Raw genomic sequence first — 19,891 nt, forward strand, 5'->3', positions numbered from 1 at the left:
GGTTCAGCCGATCGGCAGCCCGTTCACCGGCAGGCCGTGCGTGGGCAGGCCCTGGCCGACCGGAAGACCGCCGAGCAGTCCGGCGACCGGCTTGGTCGGCCCGTGGGCGAGCGCCTGCTCAGCGGCCGGCTGGGCGGCGGCCAGGCTCGTGGCGAGGGCCGGCTGGGCCTGCGACAGCTGGGCCCGGCCCAGCGCCTCGGAGGCTCCCGGCAGCATCTTGGTGACGTTCTCCAGCGGCAGCGTCTTGGTGACCCCGTCCAGGGCCTGCGTGGCGTCCGGGACGGCCGGGGCGGCGGTGGCGGAGCCGGCACCGACGGCGGCGATGGCGGCGCCGAGGGCGGCGACGCCGAGGGTCTTGGCAGCAGACTGCTTCATGATGAATGCGTCCTCGAATGGGATACGGGGAACCGATCGGTCCACGACCGTAAACACGGAACGGGGGGCGCCGCAAACATCGAAATGCGGACGGATTGTGAACGCCCGCCCGCATTCCGCGCTCCGCGCAACCCTGTGTTCAGCTCTCCGTGGCCGTGGAACCGCTGGTGGAGGCCGTCTGCTGGAACAGCCATTCGGACTTCAGCTCGGCATATCCGGGCTTGATCACGTCATTGATCATGGCGAGTCGTTCATCGAAAGGAATGAATGCTGACTTCATAGCATTGACCGAGAACCATTGCAGATCGTCGAGCGTGTAACCGAATGCGTCGACAAGGTGCTCGAATTCCCGGCTCATGCTGGTGCCGGACATCAGCCGGTTGTCGGTGTTGACCGTGGCGCGGAAGTGCAGCCGCCGCAGCAGGCCGATCGGGTGCTCCGCGTAGGAGGCCGCCGCGCCGGTCTGGAGGTTGGAGCTGGGGCACATCTCCAGCGGGATGCGCTTGTCGCGGACGTAGGAGGCCAGCCGGCCGAGCTTCACGCTGCCGTCCTCGCCGACCTCGATGTCGTCGATGATGCGCACGCCGTGCCCGAGGCGGTCGGCGCCGCACCACTGCAGGGCCTGCCAGATGGAGGGCAGTCCGAAGGCCTCACCGGCGTGGATGGTGAAGTGGTTGTTCTCCCGCTTCAGGTACTCGAAGGCGTCGAGGTGCCGGGTGGGCGGGTAGCCGGCCTCGGCGCCCGCGATGTCGAAGCCGACGACGCCGAGGTCGCGGTAGCGGTTGGCGAGTTCGGCGATCTCCAGGGCGCGGGCGGCGTGCCGCATCGCGGTGAGCAGGGCGCCGACGCGGATCCGGTGCCCGTTCTGACGGGCCGTCCGCTCTCCCTGCCGGAAGCCCTCGTTGACGGCCTCGACGACCTCCTCCAGGGTCAGGCCGCCTTCGAGATGCTGCTCGGGGGCGTAGCGCACCTCGGCGTAGACGACACCGTCCTCGGCGAGGTCCTCGGCGCACTCGCGGGCGACCCGCACGAGCGCGTCCCGGGTCTGCATCACCCCGACGGTGTGCGAGAAGGTCTCCAAGTACCGTTCCAGGGAACCGGAGTCGGCGGCCTCCCGGAACCAGACGCCGAGCTTGTCGGGGTCGCTCTCCGGGAGATGGGGATACCCGGTCTCCCGGGCGAGGTCGACGATCGTGCCGGGGCGCAGCCCGCCGTCGAGATGGTCGTGCAGCAGAACCTTGGGCGCCCGCCGGATCTGGTCCGAGCTCGGGGTGATGCCCGCTTGGATGCTCTGGCTCGTCATTTCCGCACTCTAACTCCTACGCGCGTAGAACGCGCGTCGCACACGTCCGTCGATACGCAACGGTGACCGCACGGACGGGTGGAGTACACCGCCGCTTCTGACACTGTTCTGTCATGGCACACCAAACGACGCCGGTCAGAACGGCCCGGCTGGGGAGGGCGTTCGGCGTGGAGCCGACGACGGTGAGCGGGGTGGTGCTGCTGCTCCCCGGGGGCGAGGAGGTCTCCGAGCGCAGACCGTCCCCGATGTGGGCGGCCGCCTCCGTGCGCGGCCTCGGGCGAAGACTCGCGCGCGCGGGCCGCGAGGAGGGGCTGGCCACGCATGTCGTGCACTACCGCTACCGCGGCTGGAACGGCGGCGAGGCCCATCTCGCCGCGGACGCGGCCTGGGCCGCCGACGAGGTCGTACGCCGGTACGGAGACGTTCCCGTGTGCCTCGCCGGGGTCGGCATGGGCGCACGGGCGGCGCTGCGGGCGGGGGGCCACGAGGCCGTCAACTCGGTGCTCGCGCTCGCCCCTTGGCTGCCCCAGGAGGACGTGGCCGCGCCACCCGAACCGGTGAAGCAGTTGGTGGGCCGGCGGGTGATGGTGGTGCACGGCACCCATGACGACCGCAGCGATCCGGAGTTGTCGTTCCGGCTCGCGGCGCGGGCCAAGAAGGCGAACCGGGAGGTGTGCCGGTTCGAAGTGCACGCCGACGGCCACGGGCTGCACCAGTACCGGGACGAGGTGCTGGCGCTGGCCGAGGACTTCGTCATGGGGGTGTTGTTCGGGAGGCGGTTCTCGCGGCCGGTCGAGGACGCGCTGGCGGCTCCGCCTCCTCTGGGGTTGCGGATGCCGCTCGCCGCGGGGTTCGGTTCCTCGTGGCGCCGGTGAGGTGAGGGGGGCCGCGGATCGTCGCGGGGCGCTGGTTCGCCGGGGGCTGGTCGCGCCCACGCGGCGGAACCGCACACCGGCACGGCCCCGCGCCCCTGGGGTCGCCGCCCTCAGGTCGGCAGCAAGTTGCCCCTTTTCGACAGCAGGAACCGCTTGAAGGCCGCCACCGGGGGTGTGTCCGGGTGGCCGTCCAGCCAGGCCACGCCGATCTCCCGCACCGCGCGCGGGGCCGTGACCGTCAGTTCCACCACGCCCGGGCGGGCCACGGCGGGAGGCGGCAGCAGGGCCACCCCCAGCCCTGCCGCCACCAGACCTCTCAGCGTCTCCGCCTCCTCCCCCTCGAAGGCGATCCGGGGCTTGAAGCCGGCCTCCTTGCACAGGTCGTCGGTGATGCGGCGCATGCCGTAGGCCGGTTCGAGGGTCACGAAGGTCTCGTCGGCGGCCTCGGCCAGCCGGACGCGCCTGCGTCCCGCCAGACGGTGGTCGGCCGGGACGACCAGGCGCAGCTTCTGCTCGTCCAGCCGGCGGGCGACCAGGTCAGGGGCGTCCGGGACCGGCGAGGTCAGGCACAGGTCGAGTTCCCCCGCCCGCAGCCGCTCGATCATCGCCTCGCCGTAGGTCTGGACGAGGCTGAAGCGGACGCGGGGGTGGTCGGCGCGGAAGGCGTGGATCAGGCCGGGGACGGTCTCGGCCCCCATGGTGTGCAGAAAGCCGAAGGCGACCTTGCCGGTGGCCGCGTCGGCGTCGGCGCGGACCTCGTCGACGGCGCGCTCGATCTCCGCCAGGGCGCGTTCGACCGAGGTGAGGAAGGTGCGGCCGGCGGGGGTGAGGGAGACCGTGCGGCCTCTGCGGGCGAACAGGTCGACGCCCAGGTCCTGTTCGAGGCGGACCATCGCCCGGGAAAGGGTCGACTGCGGCACCTGCATCTCCTGCGCGGCGCGGGTGACGTGCTCGGTCCGGGCGACGCCCGCGAAGTAGGCGAGCCTCGGGGCCAGCGACCGCGACATGACGGTCATGTCTTCTGTGTCACTGGACGGTGACAGGTGAAGCTGTGACCTCTGCTGATGCACCATGGGAACGATTATGCCGAGTCCGTGCATTGGACGGATGAAGGGGCGTGTCCCTACGGTCGAAGCATGTCTCCCGCCAGTACCGGGGCGTCCACGATCGTGGACGCCGCGTCCTTCGTCCCCGCCGCCGACTCCCGTATGACCCCCGGTGGTCCCGGCTACCGCCGGATGAGCCTCGCGCTCTTCCTCGCCGGTGTGGCGACCTTCGCCCTCCTGTACTCCACGCAGGCCCTGCTGCCGCTGATCTCCGGTGACTTCGGGGTGGCGGCGAGCGAGGCGAGCTGGACGGTGGCGGCGGCGACCGGTGGGCTGGCGCTGTTCGTACTGCCGATGAGCGCCCTGTCGGAGCGCTACGGGCGCCGTACGGTGATGACCGCCTCGCTCGCCGTCGCGGTGACCGTCGGGCTGCTGGTCCCCTTCGCGCCGTCGCTGGGCGCGCTGGTGGTGCTGCGGGCGGTGCAGGGCGCCGCCCTGGCCGGGCTGCCGGCCTCGGCGACCGCCTATCTGGCGGAGGAGGTCCGGCCCAAGGCGCTGGTGACGGCGATCGGGCTGTTCGTCGCGGGCAACAGTGTCGGCGGGATGAGCGGCCGGGTCATCACCGGCTGGGTCGCGCAGGAGTGGGGCTGGCGGGTCGCGCTGGGGGTGATCGGCGCGCTCGCGGTGGGCTGCGCCGTCGCGTTCCGGCTGCTGCTGCCGGCGCCCCGGCACTTCACGGCGGGTTCGCTGCGGCCCCGCGTCCTGGCCCGCACGGTCCGTGATCACCTGTCCGACCCGCTGCTGCGCCGGCTGTACGCGATCGGCGCGCTGTTCATGACCGTCTTCGGCGGGGTGTACACGGTCATCGGCTACCGGCTGACCGAGGCGCCGTTCTCGCTCCCGCAGGGCATCGTCGGCTCGATCTTCCTGGTGTACCTGGTCGGTACGGTGTCGGCGTCGACGGCCGGCCGCCTGGTGGGCCGGCTCGGGCGACGCGGGGCCCTGTACCTGGCGGGCGGTACGACGGCGGCGGGCCTGCTGCTGTCCCTGGCGGACTCGCTGGTGCCGGTCCTGCTCGGCCTGGTGCTGATCACGGCGGGCTTCTTCGCGGGGCACGCGGTGGCGTCCTCGGCGGTCGGCAAGACGGCGACCACCGGTCGCGCGCAGGCCTCCGCCCTCTACCAGTCGGCCTACTACGTCGGCTCCAGCACCGGCTCGACGGTCGGCGCGACGGCATTCCACTCCGGTGGCTGGGCCGGCACGGTCGGCGTGGGCCTCCTGGCGGTGCTCGGGGTCGTCACGATCACCGTGCTCGGGACGCGGGCGGCGCGCCGGCGGACCTTCGCCGCCGCGCACTGACCCTTCCCGCCCGGACCTGGTGTTCTGCCGGCTCGGCAGGCCGTTGTCAGTGGCCTGCGGTAGCTTCCGAAGTGCTGGACGCGAAGGCGCGTGACAGGACGGCCACAGGGGTGGGTGGACGACGATGAGCGACGGTACGGCGGGCACGGCGACGGTCGAGGACCTCGACGCCAGGCTGGAGCGGCACCGGGTCGAGCTGACCGGCTACTGCTACCGCATGCTCGGCTCCTCCTTCGAGGCCGAGGACGCGGTGCAGGACACGCTGGTGCGCGCCTGGCGCAGCTACGACAAGTTCGAGGGCCGTTCCAGTCTGCGCTCGTGGCTGTACCGGATCGCGACGAACGTCTGTCTGGACATGCTGACGGCGGGCAACAAGCGGGCGCGCCCGATGGACCTCTCCGCGCCGACGCCCCTCGCCCGGGCGGCCCTCTCCCCCCGGCCCGACCACACCTGGCTGGAGCCGATGCCCGACGCCCGGGTCCTGCCGGCGGTGGAGGACCCGGCGGAGGCGGCGGTCGCCAAGGAGTCGGTGCGGCTGGCCTTCATGGCCGCGCTGCAGCGGCTGCCGCCGAAGCAGCGGGCGGTGCTGATCCTGCGCGAGGTGCTGGCGTGGCGGGCGAGTGAGGTCGCCGAACTGCTGGACACCTCGGTCGCCTCGGTCAACAGCGCGCTGCAGCGGGCGCGGGCCACCCTGGCCGAGCGGGCCGAGGCGGGGGCGGACGCGGCCGTGTCCGACCCGCTGGACGAGGAGCAGCAGAAGCTGCTGGAGCGCTATGTAGCGGCCTTCGAGGGCTACGACATGAAGGCGCTGACGGCCCTGCTGCACGAGGACGCCGTCATGTCGATGCCGCCGTTCGACCTGTGGCTGACGGGCCACGAGGACATCACGGGCTTCATGACGACGCTCGGCTCGGCGTGCGAGGGCTCGCGTCTGCTGCCGGTGCGGGTGAACGGCCTGCCGGGCTTCGCCCAGTACAAGCCGGACCCGGAGGCGGGCGGTTTCGCTCCCTGGGCGATCCAGATCCTCGAGATCTCAGACGGCCGCCTCACCGGGTTCCACTTCTATCTCGACACCCGGCGCTGGTTCCCGCTGTTCGGTCTCCCCCTCCACCTCGACGGGGAGTCCGACGAGGTCGAGCAGGGCGCGTAGGGCGGGCTCGGGGGCGCGCAGGCGCAGCCGCCCCCCGGCGCGCCGCGCGGCGAGCTGAAGGCGGGCCAGCAGCTCCACGGCGGCGAGCCCGGGCGGCCCGAGGGCGCTCACATCACAGACGACGACCCCACCACCGCCGGCCGCCAGCAGGGCGCGTACGGCGTCGGCGGTCCCTGCCACCCGAGCGGGGGTGACCGGGCCGGTCAGTGCGAGCACGGGCGGTGTCTTGGGGTCCACGTGCGGTAGACCCCGGGGCGGGGGTCAACTCATCGGGCCTGGCCCTACTCGGTGGGAAACTCGCTGGTGTCGATGGTGACGCCGAAGGGGGCGGGAAGCACCAGGGGCTCGCCGAACTTGGCGACGGCCAGCGGGCGGTAGACATCGCCGTGCGGCTCGCCATAGAGGGTCGCGGTGGGGCCGTCGGGCGCCCAGCGGTCGACGAGGAGAGAGAACGGGATGCCTGCCGAGGCGTAGGCCGCCGGCTTGCTGACGCGGTCGTGGCGGGCGTTCTTCCTGGAAGTGACCTCGACCACCAGTTCGGCCAGGGCGGCTGGAAGATACGTCTCCGACTCGGCACATTCCTGAACCGGCGCGACGAGCAGGTCCGGGATGAACATGCCCAGCCGGGACGGAACGGCGATGGCCTGCGTCTGGAAGATCTCCCAATCCTCAGGGATCACTGAGTACAGGCGTCGCTGAATGCGGGACGCGATCACGTTGTGGCGGGACGCGGGAGCAGGTGACACGGTGATGATCCCCTCGATGATCTCCACCTTGCTGCCCTCGGGCCTTTCCATCTCCTCCCAGAACCGGACGAGGTCGTCCCAGCTCTGCTCGGGGTCGTGGCCCACGGTGAGTGCGCTCATGGCGGTCTCCAATCGGTGCGTCACCGATCACAGCATGCCGAACGGGATCGGTTCAGGTCCACCGATCCCGTTCACCCGAATGGGGAAACCGCAGGTCAGGCGATACGTTCCAGCACCACCGGCGATGCCGTGAACGGCGTGCCGGGGGCGGCGATGTCGTAGGAGCCGGTCACCGCCTGGAGGGCGTAGTCGAAGCGCTCCGGGGTGTCGGTGTGCAAGGTCAGGAGGGGCTGGCCCGCCGTGACCGTGTCGCCGGGGCGGGCGTGGAGTTCGACGCCCGCGCCCGCCTGGACCGGGTCCTCCTTGCGGGCGCGGCCCGCGCCGAGGCGCCAGGCGGCGATGCCGATGTCGTAGGCGTCGAGGCGGGTGAGGACGCCGGAGGAGGGGGCCGTGACGACGTGCTGTTCGCGGGCCACCGGCAGCGGGGCGTCCGGGTCGCCGCCCTGGGCCGCGATCATGCGGCGCCAGACGTCCATCGCCGAGCCGTCGGCCAGCGCCTTCGCCGGGTCCGCGTCCTTCACACCGGCCGCGTCGAGCATCTCGCGGGCGAGGGCGATCGTCAGTTCGACGACGTCGGCGGGGCCGCCGCCGGCCAGGACTTCGACCGACTCGCGGACCTCCAGGGCGTTGCCGGCGGTGAGGCCGAGCGGGGTGGACATGTCCGTCAGCAGGGCGACCGTCTTCACACCGTGGTCCGTGCCGAGGCCCACCATCGTGGACGCCAGTTCGCGCGCGTCCTCGATGGTCTTCATGAAGGCGCCGGTGCCGACCTTCACGTCCAGGACCAGGGAGCCGGTGCCCTCGGCGATCTTCTTCGACATGATCGAGGAGGCGATGAGCGGGATCGCCTCGACCGTGCCGGTCACGTCCCGCAGGGCGTACAGCTTCTTGTCGGCGGGGGCGAGGCCGTCGCCGGCTGCGCAGATCACGGCGCCGGTGCCGTCGAGGACGGAGAGCATCTCCTCGTTCGACAGCAGCGCGCGCCAGCCGGGGATGGACTCCAGCTTGTCCAGGGTGCCGCCGGTGTGACCGAGGCCGCGGCCGGAGAGCTGCGGGACCGCGGCGCCGCAGGCCGCCACCAGGGGGGCAAGGGGAAGCGTGATCTTGTCGCCGACACCGCCGGTGGAGTGCTTGTCGGCGGTGGGGCGGGACAGGGACGAGAAGTCCATGCGCTCACCGGAGGCGATCATCGCGGCCGTCCAGCGGGCGATCTCACGCCGGTTCATGCCGTTCAGCAGGATGGCCATCGCGAGCGACGACATCTGCTCGTCGGCGACCTCGCCACGGGTGTACGCGTCGATGACCCAGTCGATCTGCTCGTCGCTGAGCTCACCGCGGTCCCGCTTGGTGCGGATGACGGAGATGGCGTCCATGGCCATGGCTTTCCTTCCGGTGGTGCGGGTGGTGCAGAAAGTCGTTGCGGAAAGTGCGCGGCCCCTCTGCGCCAGTCAGAGGGGCCGGGCGGGGGTCACTGGGTGAGGTGGTCCGGCCCGAAGGCCTGCGGGAGCATCTCGGAGAGGGGCACGATCCCCGCCGGCGTCTCCAGCAGGAGGCCGTCGCCGCCGAACTCGTACAGCAGCTGGCGGCAGCGGCCGCACGGGACGAGGATCTCGCCCCTGCCGTCCACGCAGGTGAAGTGCGTGAGCCGGCCGCCGCCGGTGTTCTGCAGCTGGGAGACCAGCCCGCACTCGGCACACAGGCCGAGCCCGTAGGAGGCGTTCTCGACGTTGCAGCCCGACACGATCCGGCCGTCGTCGACGAGGGCCGCCACGCCGACGGGGTAGCCGGAGTACGGGGCGTACGCCCGGGACATGGCGTCCCGGGCCACCGTCCGCAGCTTCTCCCAGTCGACCGGGTCGGCCGGCGTGGCGGCGGGCGTCACTTGCCCTGTCCCTTCCGGTACGGCAGGCCGTCCGCCTTCGGCATGCGCAGGCGCTGGGCGGACAGGGAGAGGACCAGCAGGGTGACGACGTACGGGGTGGCCGTGACGACCTGGTTCGGGACGTCGTCCGTGCTGACGTACCAGACGAACATCAGGGCCGAGACCGCGGCGGTGATCGCGGCCGGGACGTACTTCTTCCGCCACACCAGGTAGGCCACCCCGGCGACCAGCAGGATCGCGAGCAGCAGGATCAGCGCGTGCACGTTGGTGGTGCCGCCGCGCAGGTTGAGGCTGTCGGTGTAGCCGAACAGGCCGGCGCCCAGGGCCAGTCCGCCCGGCATCCAGTTGCCGAAGATCATCGCGGCGAGACCGATGTAACCGCGGCCGGCGGTCTGGCCGTCGAGGTAGACGTTGGACGCCACGATGGACAGGAAGGCGCCGCCGAGACCGGCGAAGCCGCCGGAGATGATCACGGCGATGTACTTGTACTTGTAGACGTTGACGCCGAGGGACTCGGCCGCCACCGGGTTCTCGCCGCAGGAGCGCAGCCGCAGGCCGAAGGACGTGCGCCACAGCACGTACCAGGTGCCGGGCACGAGGGCGACGGCCACGACGGTGAGCGGCGACAGGTTGGTGATCAGACCGCCGACCAGGCCGGCGAGGTCGGAGACCAGGAACCAGTGCTTGCCGTTGAGGGTCTCCAGCCAGCCGGACAGGCCGGGGACGTCGAAGGTGCCCAGCGATTCGATCGGCGGGGACTGCTTGGAGGAGCCCTGCGGGGCGTTCTCGAAGGTGAACTTCGACAGGTAGCGGGTGGTGCCCAGGGCCAGGATGTTCAGGGCCACACCGGAGACGATGTGGTTGACGTTGAAGGTGACGGTGGCGATGGCGTGCAGGACGGCGCCGAGCGCGCCGCCGACGATGCCGAAGACGACACCGGTCCACGGGCCCCACTGGTAGCCGGCCCAGGCGCCGAACCAGGTGCCGAGGATCATCATGCCCTCGAGGCCGATGTTGACGACGCCCGCCCGCTCGGCCCACAGACCGCCGAGGCCGGCGAGGCCGATCGGCACGGCGGCGCGCAGCGCGGTGGACATCTGGCCGGTGGACGTGATGCCGTCCGCGCCGGTGATCAGCCGGACGACCGACGTGAGGATCAGCACGCCCGCGATGACCAGCAGGAGTACGGGCAGCGACATCCGGCGGCCGCCCTTGCGGGGCTGATGGGCCTTCGGCTTCGCGATGGTCGCGGTGCTCATCAGACCGCCACCTCCTTCTTGGTGTTCGCGGCGGCGGCGAGCTCCTCACCGACACGCTTCTGCTGGCGGCGCAGACCCCAGGTGCGGACGACCTCGTAGGAGATGACGACCGCGAAGACGATCAGGCCCTGCATGATCATCGCGATCTCCTTCTCGTACGGCTCGGGAGTCGCGTAGTCGAGGGCGGGAGACGCCTTGTCGAGGAAGGCCCACAGGAGGGCGGCGAACGCGATGCCGACCGGGTTGTTGCGGCCGAGCAGGGCGATGCCGATGGCGAGGAAGCCGACACCCGTCGGGAAGCTCAGGCTGTAGGTGTGGGCGCTGCCGAGCAGCAGCGGCAGGCCGGCGAGGCCGGAGACGGCACCGGAGACGATCATCACGGTGAGGATCATGCGCTTGGCGTCGACGCCGGAGGCGGCGGCGGCCGACTCGGACTCACCGGTGGCGCGCAGGTCGAAGCCGAAGCGGGTGCGGTTGAGGACGAGCCAGTACACGACGCCGAGGGCGACGGCGAGGAAGACCAGGCCGTAGATCTCGCCGACGTCCGGGCCGAGGTCGATGCCGGGGACCCAGCCGGACTCCTTCATGATGCCGGTGGTCTTGTTGTCACCGACCAGCTCGCCGAACACCTCGGGCAGGGTGAGGTAGGCGATGAGGCTGGTGGCGATCGCGTTGAGCATGATCGTCGCGACGACCTCGCTGACGCCGCGGGTCACCTTCAGGACGCCCGCGACGCCGGCCCAGAGTCCACCGGTGAGGGCGGCGACCAGCAGCAGCATCGGGACCTGGAGGAAGGCCGGCAGGTCGACGTGCGCGCCGACCACCGCGGTCATCATCGCGGCCAGGCGGTACTGGCCGTCGACGCCGATGTTGAAGAGGTTCATGCGGAAGCCGAGGGCGACCGCCAGGGCGGCGACGTAGTACAGCGACGCCTGGTTGATGATCAGCACCTGGACGTCGGAGTAGCCGATCTGCTCCAGCATGAGCGTGTACGGCTCGATCGGGCTCTTGCCCGAGGCGATCAGCACGACCGAGGTCAGCAGGATCGCCGCGACGAGCGCCATGACCGGGCCGGCCACGGCGAGGAGCAGACGCTCCTTGTCGAACTTCTTCATCGGGCCTCGTCCTCCGGACCGGCGGCTGCGTCGTCTTCCGCAGGCGTCTCTACGTGTTCCAGGTGACCGGTCGCGGCGCCGGTCATGGCGGAGCCGAGCTCCTCCGGGGTGATGGTGGCGGGGTCGGCGTCGGCGACCAGCCTGCCGTTGTAGATCACCCGCAGGGTGTCCGACAGGCCGATGAGCTCGTCGAGGTCGGCGGAGATGAGCAGCACGGCCAGGCCCTCGCGGCGGGCCTCGCGGATGCGGTCCCAGATCTGGGCCTGCGCGCCGACGTCCACACCGCGGGTGGGGTGGGCGGCGATCAGGAACTTCGGGTTGTGGCTCATCTCGCGGCCGACGATCAGCTTCTGCTGGTTGCCGCCGGAGAGGGAGGCGGCGGTGACGTCGATGCCGGGGGTGCGGACGTCGAACTCCTCGACGATCCGGCGGGTGTCGGCCTGGGCGCCCTTGGGGTTCAGCCAGAAGCCCTTGGCGTTGGGGGTCTCGGTGACATGGCCGAGGATGCGGTTCTCCCAGAGGGGGGCCTCCAGGAGCAGGCCCTGGCGGTGGCGGTCCTCGGGGATGTAGCCGACGCCGGACTCGCGGCGCTTGCGGGTGGGCCAGGGGGTGATGTCCTCGCCGAGGAAGGCGATGGTCCCGGAGTCGGCGTTCTTGGTGCCGATGAGCGCGTCGATCAGCTCGGTCTGGCCGTTGCCCTCGACGCCGGCGATGCCCATGACCTCACCGGCGTGGATGGTGAAGCTGACGTCGTCCAGGACGCGCTTGACCTCGCCGCCGGCCTCGACGAGGGAGCCGGGGCCCACGGGCTCGGACTCGACGCCCAGGGAGGCGCCGCCGCTCGCGAAGACGGTGAGGTTCTCGACCTGGAGGACGGGCTGGTCGGTGACGGTGGACTCGGCGGTCTCCGGGGTGGGCAGCTCGCTGCCGACCATCATCTCGGCGAGCTGGCGCGGGGTGGTCTCGGCGGGGACCGCGGTGCCGACGGTGGTGCCGCGCCGGATGACGGTGATGTCGTCGGCGACGGAGAGGACCTCGCCCAGCTTGTGGGAGATGAAGATGACCGAGAGGCCCTCGGCCTTCAGCTCGCGCAGGTTGGCGAAGAGCGCGTCGACCTCCTGCGGGACGAGCACGGCGGTCGGCTCGTCGAGGATCAGGGTCCGGGCGCCCCGGAAGAGGACCTTGAGGATCTCCACGCGCTGGCGGTCGGCGACACCGAGGTCCTCGACGAGGGCGTCGGGGCGGACGCCGAGGCCGTAGCGGTCGGAGATCTCCTTGATCTTCTTCCGGGCGGCGCCGCCGATGCCGTGCAGCTTCTCGCTGCCCAGCACCACGTTCTCCAGGACGGTGAGGTTGTCGGCCAGCATGAAGTGCTGATGGACCATGCCGATGCCGCGGGCGATGGCGTCGGCGGGGCTGGAGAAGGTGACCTGTTCGCCGTCGACGGCGATGGTGCCCTCGTCCGGCTTCTGCATGCCGTAGAGGATCTTCATCAGGGTCGACTTGCCGGCGCCGTTCTCGCCGACGAGGGCGTGCACGGTGCCCTTGCGGACGGTCAGGTGGATGTCGTGGTTGGCGACGACACCGGGGAAGCGCTTGGTGATCCCCGCCAGCTCTACCGCGATCGTCGACTGTGCGGTGAGCGGAGGGCTGCTGGACGCGTCGATGGCGCACTCTCCTTGAAAAAGGGGCCGCTCTACGCGCGTAGCGCCCCTGCTTTAAATAGTGCCCGGATCGAATCGACCTTGAATGATCTTGATAGCGATCTCGATCAAGTCCGGATCCGTTCCGAGCATTCTGCCGCGCGAACGGGGCACGAGCGGCCCCGGAGCCGATCTCGCGTGGTCCGTCCGTCAGGACGGGCCGGGCGGCGTCCGGTGTGTGCGCCCGCACGGTGCCGGAAGGACCTCGTAGCCGTGGCTACGGGGGTCTTCCGGCACCGCCGCGAGCGGGTGTGCCAGGCGTCGCCAGGCGGGCGCGAGACCGGCGCCGGGGCCGATCCTGCCCGCGCCCCGTTCCGTGGCCGTAACGCTGTCATTGCAGCGCCCTGTTGGCCAATGCCTCTGACCGGTTCAGTTCCGGGGTCAGGAGGTCTTGACGGTGATGCTGCCGTCCTTGATGCCCTCTTCGGCCTTCTTGATCGCGGCCTGGATGTCGGCGTTGCCGGCGAAGGTCGGGTTGGAGTTCGACACGCTCACGCCGCCGTTCTCCAGGCTGCCGCGGACGACGCCCGTCGCCGGCTTGCCGTCCTCGACCGACTTGGCCAGGTTGTAGACCGCGCCCTGGACGTTCTTCATGGCGGAGGTCAGGATCGAGGCCTTGTACGCCTTGAGCGCGTCCTGCTTGTACTGGTCGGAGTCGACGCCGATCGCCCAGATCTTGTTGGCGTTGGCGGCCTTGATGACGCCCTGGCCGGACAGGCCGGCGGCGGCGTAGATGACGTCCGCGCCCGCGTCGATCTGGCCCTCGGCGGCGCTCTCACCCTTGTCGGGGCTGGAGAAGCCACCCTCGGCGGCGGTCTCGGTCAGGTACTGCGACTTGACCGTGACGCCCTTCTTGGTGTCCTCGACGCCCTGCTTGAAGCCGGCCTCGAACTTGTGGATCAGCGGCACGTCCACACCGCCGATGAAGCCCACCACGTCGGACTTGGTGGCCTTGGCGGCCGCGACACCGGCGAGGTAGGAGGCCTGCTCCTCGTGGAAGACGAGGTCGGCGACGTTGTCGGCCTTGATCTGCTCGTCGTCGACGATGCCGAAGGTGGTCTTCGGGTACTTGGCCGCGGCCTCCTTGACGGCCGGAGCGTAGGCGAAGCCGACGCCGATCACCGGGTTGTAACCCTGCTTGGCAAGGTTCTCCAGGCGCTGGACCTTGTCCGCGTCGGACTCGCCGTCCTGCGGCTCGACCGCGGTGGACTTGTAGCCGAACTCCTTGTCGGCCTGCTCCAGGCCGGCGGTGGCGGCATCGTTGAAGGACTGGTCGCCCTTGCCGCCGACGTCGTACGCGAGAGCGAGGCCCAGGTTCTTGCTGCTGCTCTCGGACGAGGAGGACGAGGTGGACGAGCTTCCACAGGCGGAAACGGTCACTGCGAGAGCTGCGGTGGCAACACCCGCAGCTGCGATTCGGGACACCCGGCGCATGGAACGAGACTCCTTTGTGCAAGCGCCCAAACCAGGCGCTGGTTCCGCCGCAGCGTAACGCGCGTAGACCGGCAGGAAAAACCCTTCTGTCCGCTCCGTTATCGAGCTGTGGCCGCAGTTGTAGCCCAGGTTACGGACAGCGGAAGGCCCCTTGCGGGAGGCAAGGGGCCTATGGGCTGCAAGGACGCCCGTAAGGGCGTAGGAAGGGGACGGAACCTGTGTTACGAAGGCCCCGCCGGGGCGTTACTTGGTGTTGACCGTGACCTTGCCGTCGATGATGTCCTGCTTGGCCTTGTCGACGGCGTCCACGACGTCCGTCATGGCCTTGTACTTCGGGTTGGAGTCGGCGAAGCCGACACCGTCGTTGGAGAGGCTGCCGCGGACCACGCCGGACAGGGGCTTGCCCTCGTAGACGGACTTCACGAGGTCGTAGACCGCGCCGCCGACGTTCTTCAGCGCCGAGCCGAGGATGTAGTCCTTGTACGCGGCGAGCGCGCTCTGGCTGTACTGGTCGGAGTCGACACCGATGGCCCACACCTTCTTGGCGGCGGCCTCGGTGATCACGCCCTGACCGGAGAGGCCGGCCGCGTGGTAGAGGACGTCGGCACCGGCCTCGATCTGGCCGCCGGCGGCGTCCTTGCCCTTGTCGGGGCTGGAGAAGCCGCCCTCCTGGGCCGTCTCGGTGAGGTACTGCGACTCGATCTTGATGTTCGGGTTGACCGACTTGGCGCCCTGGACGTAACCGGCCTCGAACTTGCGGATCAGCGGGATGTCCACCCCGCCGATGAAGCCGATGTGGGCCTTCTTGGACGCCTTGGCGGCGGCGACGCCGGCCAGGTAGGAGGCCTGCTCCTCGTGGAAGACCATGTCGGCGACGTTCTTCGCCTGGACGGTCTCGTCGTCGATGATCCCGAAGGTGGTGTTCGGGAACTTGGCGGCGACCGCCTTGACGGCCGGCCCGTAGACGAAGCCGACGCCGATCACCGGGTTGTAGCCGGCCTGGGCGAGCTGGGTCAGGCGCTGGATCTTGTCCGCGTCGGTCTCGTTGTCCTGCGGCTCGACGTCCCGGCCGCTGATGCCGAACTCCTTCTCGGCCTTCTGCAGGCCGGCGTAGGCGGCGTCGTTGAAGGACTGGTCGCCCTTGCCGCCGATGTCGTACGCCAGGCCGATGCCCTTGCCCGAGTACTTTCCGGACGACTCCGAGTCGCTCGTCTTGGAACCGGTGCTGGACTCGCCGCAGCCGGCGGCAGCCAGAGCGACGACCGCGACGGTCACCGCCGCCCGGGAGAATCTGCTCCTCCGAGATATCAGACGCACAGCAAGCACCCCTTCGCATCCCCACGGCGCCGTGACCGGCCCGCTTTCCCCTTGGTGGCGCCGTCCGGGGGGCTCCCCCGAGAAGCCGTACCGGCTGGCGATTCCGGCGACAGTAACGCGCGTAGAAGGGCAGGGGAACGGGGTTTCCCGGTCCCGTTATCGATTCGTGCCGACCTTGGGTTACAAGCGCGTCCTGGGGGTTACGGGTGGGTGACACAGGGGGACGAAGGGGTGCCTTCCGGTCATCCCGTCGCCCCCCTGGCGGTCACCGCCGTGTCATACGTCGCGGGTGGCGGCGTCCAGCAGGGCCGCGGCCGTGAACAGCTCGACGCCCACGGTGATCGCGGACTCGTCCGCGTCGAAGTCGCCCTGGTGCAGATCACGGACCGTGCGCTCACCCGGCGGCCGGACGCCGAGCCGGGCCATGGCCCCCGGCACGCGCTCCAGGTACCAGGAGAAGTCCTCCCCGCCGAGGCTCTGCTCGGTGTTCTCCACCGAGCCCTCGCCGCGCCGGGCGTACATCGCCTCGCGCAGCAGCCCGGTCACGTCGCCGTCGTTGACGACGGGCGGCACACCCCGCACGTAGTTGATCTCGGACTTGGCGCGGTGCAGGTTGGCGACCTCGTCGATCGCCGCCACGACGATGTCCGGGGCCTGGCGCCACGCCTCGATGTCCAGGCAGCGCACGGTGCCGGACAGCTCGGCGTGCTGCGGGATCACGTTCGGGGCGTGCCCGCTCTCGATGCGTCCCCAGGTGACCGCCAGCCCGGCCCGGGTGTCGACCCGCCGGCCGACGAGCGCGGGCACGTCGGTGACCACGCGGGCGGCCGCGGTGACGAGGTCGGTGGTGAGGTGGGGGCGGGCGGTGTGGCCGCCGGGGCCGTCCAGGGTGATCTCCAGCCGGTCGCAGGCCGAGGTGATGGCACCCTCGCGCAGCCCGATGAACCCGGCGTCGACTCGCGGGTCGCAGTGCACCGCGATGATCCGCCCGACCCCGTCCAGGGCGCCGCACGCGATGGCGTCGGCGGCGCCCCCGGGCAGCACCTCCTCGGCGGGCTGGAAGATCAGCCGCACGGGACGCGGGAGGCGCCCCTGCCGGTGCAGCTCGGCCAGGACGAGGCCGGCGCCGAGGACGACCGTGGTGTGCACGTCGTGACCGCAGGCGTGGGCGCGGTCCGGGACGGTCGAGCGGTACGCGCACTCGGTCTTCGTGTCCGGGATGGGCAGGGCGTCGATGTCGGCGCGCATGGCGAGGATGGGCACGCCGGAGACCGGCTCGCCCTCCTCGATCCCGATGTCGCAGATGAGGCCCGTTCCTACGGCGAGGACGCGCGGCGTGAGGCCTGCCTTCTCCAGGCGGGCCTTGATCGCGGCGGTCGTACGGAACTCCTGGTTGCCGAGCTCGGGGTGCATGTGCATGTCGCGCCGGAAGGCGACGAGCTCCGCACGCAGGGCTTCCGGCAGCGTGCCGGGCAGGGCGCGCTCTGAAGGATCGGCCTCGGACTCTCGGGACATCAGTTGCTTCACCCTCTGAAGGGTAGGACGCCGAAGCGGTCAACTGACCCGATCAACAAAATTTCAACCCGTTGGAGGAAGAAAAGTTGGCCGCGCGACGCATGGCTGCTGCAGAGGGTGGGTAAACTCGCCGAATTCTTCCTTGGCGCCGTCCCTCTTCCTTCCCTCACGCATACCACGACCAGCGGGGGGTACGCCCCGTCTGTCCACGTTCCGGGATCGGCCACGGATCCCTCGGCGCAGGGCGACGCGCCCTTCACACCGCGCGAGCACCGCGGGAAAAACCGCTCCCCGGGCTTGGGCCATCGGGAGGAGCACCCGTCGGCCCGCCCGGCGCGCCGGTAGTGTGCGCCCCCATGACCGACCTGGACGTCGACTTCCTGCACGCCACCCGCACCTCGTACGACGCGATAGCCGAGGCCTACGCCGAGGAGTTTCCCGACGGGCTGGGGCACCGGGTCATGGACAACTCGCTGGTCTCCGGGTTCGCCGACCTGGTCAAGGAGCGCGGGGGCGGGGAGCCGGTCGCCGACGTCGGATGCGGGCCCGGGTTCGTGACGCGGCGGCTCGACGCCCTCGGGCTGCCGGTGTTCGGGGTGGACGTCTCGCCGCGCATGGTCGCGCTGGCCTCGCGGACGCATCCGCATCTGCGGTTCCATGTCGGGTCGATGACCGGGCTCGATCTGCCCGACCGCTCTCTGGGCGGGCTGCTCGCGCTGTACTCCGTCGTCCATGTGCCCGACGCGGAACTGCCCGGGGTGATCCGGGAGTTCCGGCGGGTCCTGGTGCCCGGTGGGTGGCTGCTGCTCGCCTTCCAGACCGGGCGGGGGGAGCAGCTGCACATCACGGAGCGGTTCGGGCAGGAGGTCTCGCTGCGCTACTGCTTCCGGGATCCGGAGGCGGTGGCCGCGCTGCTCGGTGACGCGGGGCTGGAGGTGCGGGCGCGTGTCGTCCTGGCGCCGGACGAGGGGGCGCGGCGCCCCCGCGCCTTCCTCCTGGCGCGCGCGCCGGGCCCGGTCACGTCAGCGGCGGCGGGGCGTACGGCTCGCGCCACCACGGACCCGCGGGCGTAGTTCGCCACCGCGTGCTGATCCCGGCGGTCACGAGACGAGCTGCCACGACGTCGGGGCGCTGTCCGACGAGCGCGTCGACGCCTCCGGCTGGCGGCCAAGGCCGCCCTGACCGCCCCGGCGGCCTGAGCGGGCCTGGGGTGGGTGCGGTGCGCTTGCCGGCGCGCGCAGGGTGCCGCTGCGCCCACCCGTGCCGCCCCAGCGGCACGACTGCCCGCAGCTACGCGGTCAAAGGGGCGCGGGGAACTGCGCGGCGGGGACCCGCAGCCGGCCCACAACCCGCGACGCCTCACGCAGCCCCGGGAGCCACCGGGCAACGCGACTGCAACCCCCCAGGGGCGCGGGGAACTGCGCGACCAGCCACCACGGACCCGCTGTCGGCCCACAACCCGCGACGCCTCACGCAGCCACGGAAGCCACCGGGCAACGCGACTGCAACCCCCCAGGGGCGCGGGGAACTGCGCGACCGGCCACCGCGGACCCGCTGTCGGCCGGCGACCCGTGGCGGCACGCCGGGGTGCGGGCTAGGCCGGTAGTACGGCTGCCAGGCGGTGGACGTCGCGGGCGGTGTCCGTCACGCCGGAGAGGAAGCCCTGGGCCCGCGGCGAGGCGCGGTCGGTCAGCCAGGCGGGGTCGATGTCGCAGACGGCCACGCGGACGTCCGTGCCCGACAGCGCCAGCGGCAGGGTGTGGACCACCGTCGACGGGAAGCTGAGCACCGTCCGGCCGATCGGGCCCCGCCGGGCGATCAGTTCGAGGGGGAGGTCGGGGCGGACCACCTCCAGGCCCGTCTCCACGGCCAGCCGGTGGAGTTTGTCCGCGCTCTCGCGGCGATGGGCGAAGTAGCGGGCCGCGCCATGGGCCCGCGCCAGCGCGCGTACCGCCTCCAGGTAGCGGTCGGCGTCCACCACCCCCGTCTCCACCAGCGACGTACCGACCATGTCCGCGCCCTTCGTCACACGCGGCGGACCGAAGCGTGCCCGGGTCCAGGCGAAGGTGTTGGCCGTGACGGTGACTCCCTCGGGGCTGTCGTCTATCGGCATCGAGGAGAAGACCTCCACCCGGCGGCCCTGGGCCGGCGTCAGCCGGCGTCTGGCCGAGGACGACACCGGGGCGAAGAGGACGTCGCGGGGGCCGGGCCGGCCGCCCTTGCGGTGCCAGCGGACCAGCCGTTCGCCCCGGGCCAGCTGGCCCACGAACTCCATGGTGGCCGTGCCGTCGTCGACGACGACCAGGTCGGCGGCCCTGGTGATGGTGAGCAGCAGCTGCACGTAGCGCGAGAACGGGTCCCCCATCACCACCCGCCTCGCCCGCCGCAGCATCGGCGTCAGGCCGCCGATCGTGCGGAAGGGGGCCGTGGTACCGCCCCGCGCCTCCTCCCAGCGGACCGCGTGGCCCTCGTCGCGGGCCAGTTCCGCCATGCGCCGCAGCTGGCCGCGCGTCATGGGGTCGTTCGGGGACAGGACGACGAGGGTGAGCTGCGCGCCGGGCTCCTCCCGGGCGGGCGGCGCGTGCCGCGCGTGCGCCCACTCGAGCACGTTCAGGAGCTGCACCGGGCTCTCGACGAACGCGAGGGTGTGGGGGGTGGTGCCGGTGCGCGTGCCGGCGCGGGGGCTCATCCT

The 19,891-nt window shown here is 71.2% G+C and carries 18 protein-coding genes; 4 read left to right on the forward strand and 14 right to left on the reverse strand.

Features of this window, described 5'->3' with window-relative positions; all coding sequences use genetic code 11:
• Positions 1-3 precede the first annotated feature (3 nt).
• Together ACFY2L_RS16250 and ACFY2L_RS16255 are read right to left on the reverse strand one after the other, a co-directional pair.
• Positions 4-375, reverse strand: coding sequence for an ATP-binding protein (locus ACFY2L_RS16250; RefSeq protein ID WP_390658332.1), 372 nt, complete (start codon positions 373-375; stop codon positions 4-6).
• A 139-nt stretch (positions 376-514) separates the two neighbouring features.
• The gene (locus tag ACFY2L_RS16255; RefSeq protein ID WP_390658331.1) at positions 515-1,678 is read right to left on the reverse strand and encodes an adenosine deaminase; all 1,164 of its coding nucleotides are present in this window, start codon (positions 1,676-1,678) and stop codon (positions 515-517) included.
• Positions 1,679-1,791: 113 nt separating this feature from the next.
• Here ACFY2L_RS16255 and ACFY2L_RS16260 point away from each other — a divergent pair, with 113 nt between their 5' ends.
• Positions 1,792-2,553 (forward strand): alpha/beta hydrolase, encoded by a 762-nt coding sequence (locus ACFY2L_RS16260; RefSeq protein ID WP_390658330.1) that lies wholly within the window; start codon positions 1,792-1,794, stop codon positions 2,551-2,553.
• Positions 2,554-2,663: 110 nt separating this feature from the next.
• On the opposite strand, the gene ACFY2L_RS16265 is transcribed toward ACFY2L_RS16260, so the two are convergent.
• Complete coding sequence (locus ACFY2L_RS16265) at positions 2,664-3,626, reverse strand: LysR family transcriptional regulator (protein WP_390822628.1); 963 nt, start codon at positions 3,624-3,626, stop codon at positions 2,664-2,666.
• Between the two features lie 63 nt (positions 3,627-3,689).
• Here ACFY2L_RS16265 and ACFY2L_RS16270 point away from each other — a divergent pair, with 63 nt between their 5' ends.
• Complete coding sequence (locus ACFY2L_RS16270) at positions 3,690-4,958, forward strand: MFS transporter (RefSeq protein ID WP_390822629.1); 1,269 nt, start codon at positions 3,690-3,692, stop codon at positions 4,956-4,958.
• Positions 4,959-5,082: 124 nt separating this feature from the next.
• Entirely contained in the window at positions 5,083-6,108 is a 1,026-nt protein-coding gene (locus ACFY2L_RS16275) for a sigma-70 family RNA polymerase sigma factor (RefSeq protein ID WP_390658327.1), read from the forward strand.
• Here ACFY2L_RS16275 and ACFY2L_RS16280 read toward each other — a convergent pair.
• From ACFY2L_RS16280 to ACFY2L_RS16325, 10 genes are all read right to left on the reverse strand, one after another.
• Positions 5,992-6,345 (reverse strand): STAS domain-containing protein, encoded by a 354-nt coding sequence (locus tag ACFY2L_RS16280; protein WP_390822630.1) that lies wholly within the window; start codon positions 6,343-6,345, stop codon positions 5,992-5,994. The two genes, ACFY2L_RS16275 and ACFY2L_RS16280, sit on opposite strands and share 117 nt — an antisense overlap.
• 44 nt (positions 6,346-6,389) lie before the next feature.
• Positions 6,390-6,974: a Uma2 family endonuclease gene (locus tag ACFY2L_RS16285; protein WP_390822631.1), complete on the reverse strand. Its 585-nt coding sequence runs from the start codon at positions 6,972-6,974 to the stop codon at positions 6,390-6,392.
• Between the two features lie 95 nt (positions 6,975-7,069).
• On the reverse strand, positions 7,070-8,353 hold the full coding sequence (locus ACFY2L_RS16290) for a thymidine phosphorylase (protein WP_390658324.1): 1,284 nt from the start codon (positions 8,351-8,353) through the stop codon (positions 7,070-7,072).
• A gap of 89 nt (positions 8,354-8,442) precedes the next feature.
• Positions 8,443-8,856, reverse strand: coding sequence for a cytidine deaminase (locus ACFY2L_RS16295; protein WP_390822632.1), 414 nt, complete (start codon positions 8,854-8,856; stop codon positions 8,443-8,445).
• Positions 8,853-10,115 carry an ABC transporter permease gene (locus ACFY2L_RS16300; RefSeq protein WP_390822633.1) on the reverse strand — a complete coding sequence of 421 codons (1,263 nt, stop codon included), beginning with the start codon at positions 10,113-10,115 and terminating at the stop codon, positions 8,853-8,855. The genes ACFY2L_RS16295 and ACFY2L_RS16300 overlap by 4 nt, the downstream gene beginning before the upstream one ends.
• Positions 10,115-11,230, reverse strand: a complete 1,116-nt coding sequence (locus ACFY2L_RS16305; RefSeq protein ID WP_390658321.1) for an ABC transporter permease — start codon at positions 11,228-11,230, stop codon at positions 10,115-10,117. The genes ACFY2L_RS16300 and ACFY2L_RS16305 overlap by 1 nt, the downstream gene beginning before the upstream one ends.
• Positions 11,227-12,897 carry an ABC transporter ATP-binding protein gene (locus tag ACFY2L_RS16310; RefSeq protein WP_390658501.1) on the reverse strand — a complete coding sequence of 557 codons (1,671 nt, stop codon included), beginning with the start codon at positions 12,895-12,897 and terminating at the stop codon, positions 11,227-11,229. Before ACFY2L_RS16310 ends, ACFY2L_RS16305 begins: the two co-directional genes overlap by 4 nt.
• Positions 12,898-13,314: 417 nt before the next feature.
• A complete protein-coding gene (locus tag ACFY2L_RS16315; protein WP_390658320.1) occupies positions 13,315-14,367 on the reverse strand; it encodes a BMP family protein in 1,053 nt (350 codons plus the stop codon).
• Positions 14,368-14,610: 243 nt separating this feature from the next.
• Positions 14,611-15,642, reverse strand: a complete 1,032-nt coding sequence (locus ACFY2L_RS16320; RefSeq protein WP_390658319.1) for a BMP family protein — start codon at positions 15,640-15,642, stop codon at positions 14,611-14,613.
• A 318-nt stretch (positions 15,643-15,960) separates the two neighbouring features.
• On the reverse strand, positions 15,961-17,199 hold the full coding sequence (locus tag ACFY2L_RS16325; RefSeq protein WP_390658318.1) for an amidohydrolase: 1,239 nt from the start codon (positions 17,197-17,199) through the stop codon (positions 15,961-15,963).
• Between the two features lie 356 nt (positions 17,200-17,555).
• On the opposite strand from ACFY2L_RS16325, the gene ACFY2L_RS16330 reads away from it, so the two are divergent.
• Complete coding sequence (locus tag ACFY2L_RS16330) at positions 17,556-18,272, forward strand: class I SAM-dependent DNA methyltransferase (RefSeq protein WP_390658317.1); 717 nt, start codon at positions 17,556-17,558, stop codon at positions 18,270-18,272.
• A gap of 521 nt (positions 18,273-18,793) precedes the next feature.
• Here the strand turns inward: ACFY2L_RS16330 and ACFY2L_RS16335 are convergent.
• A complete protein-coding gene (locus ACFY2L_RS16335; protein WP_390658316.1) occupies positions 18,794-19,888 on the reverse strand; it encodes a hypothetical protein in 1,095 nt (364 codons plus the stop codon).
• Between the last annotated feature and the right edge of the window lie 3 nt (positions 19,889-19,891).

Source organism: Streptomyces sp. NPDC001381 (genome assembly GCF_042895685.1).
Taxonomy (GTDB): Bacteria; Actinomycetota; Actinomycetes; order Streptomycetales; family Streptomycetaceae; genus Streptomyces.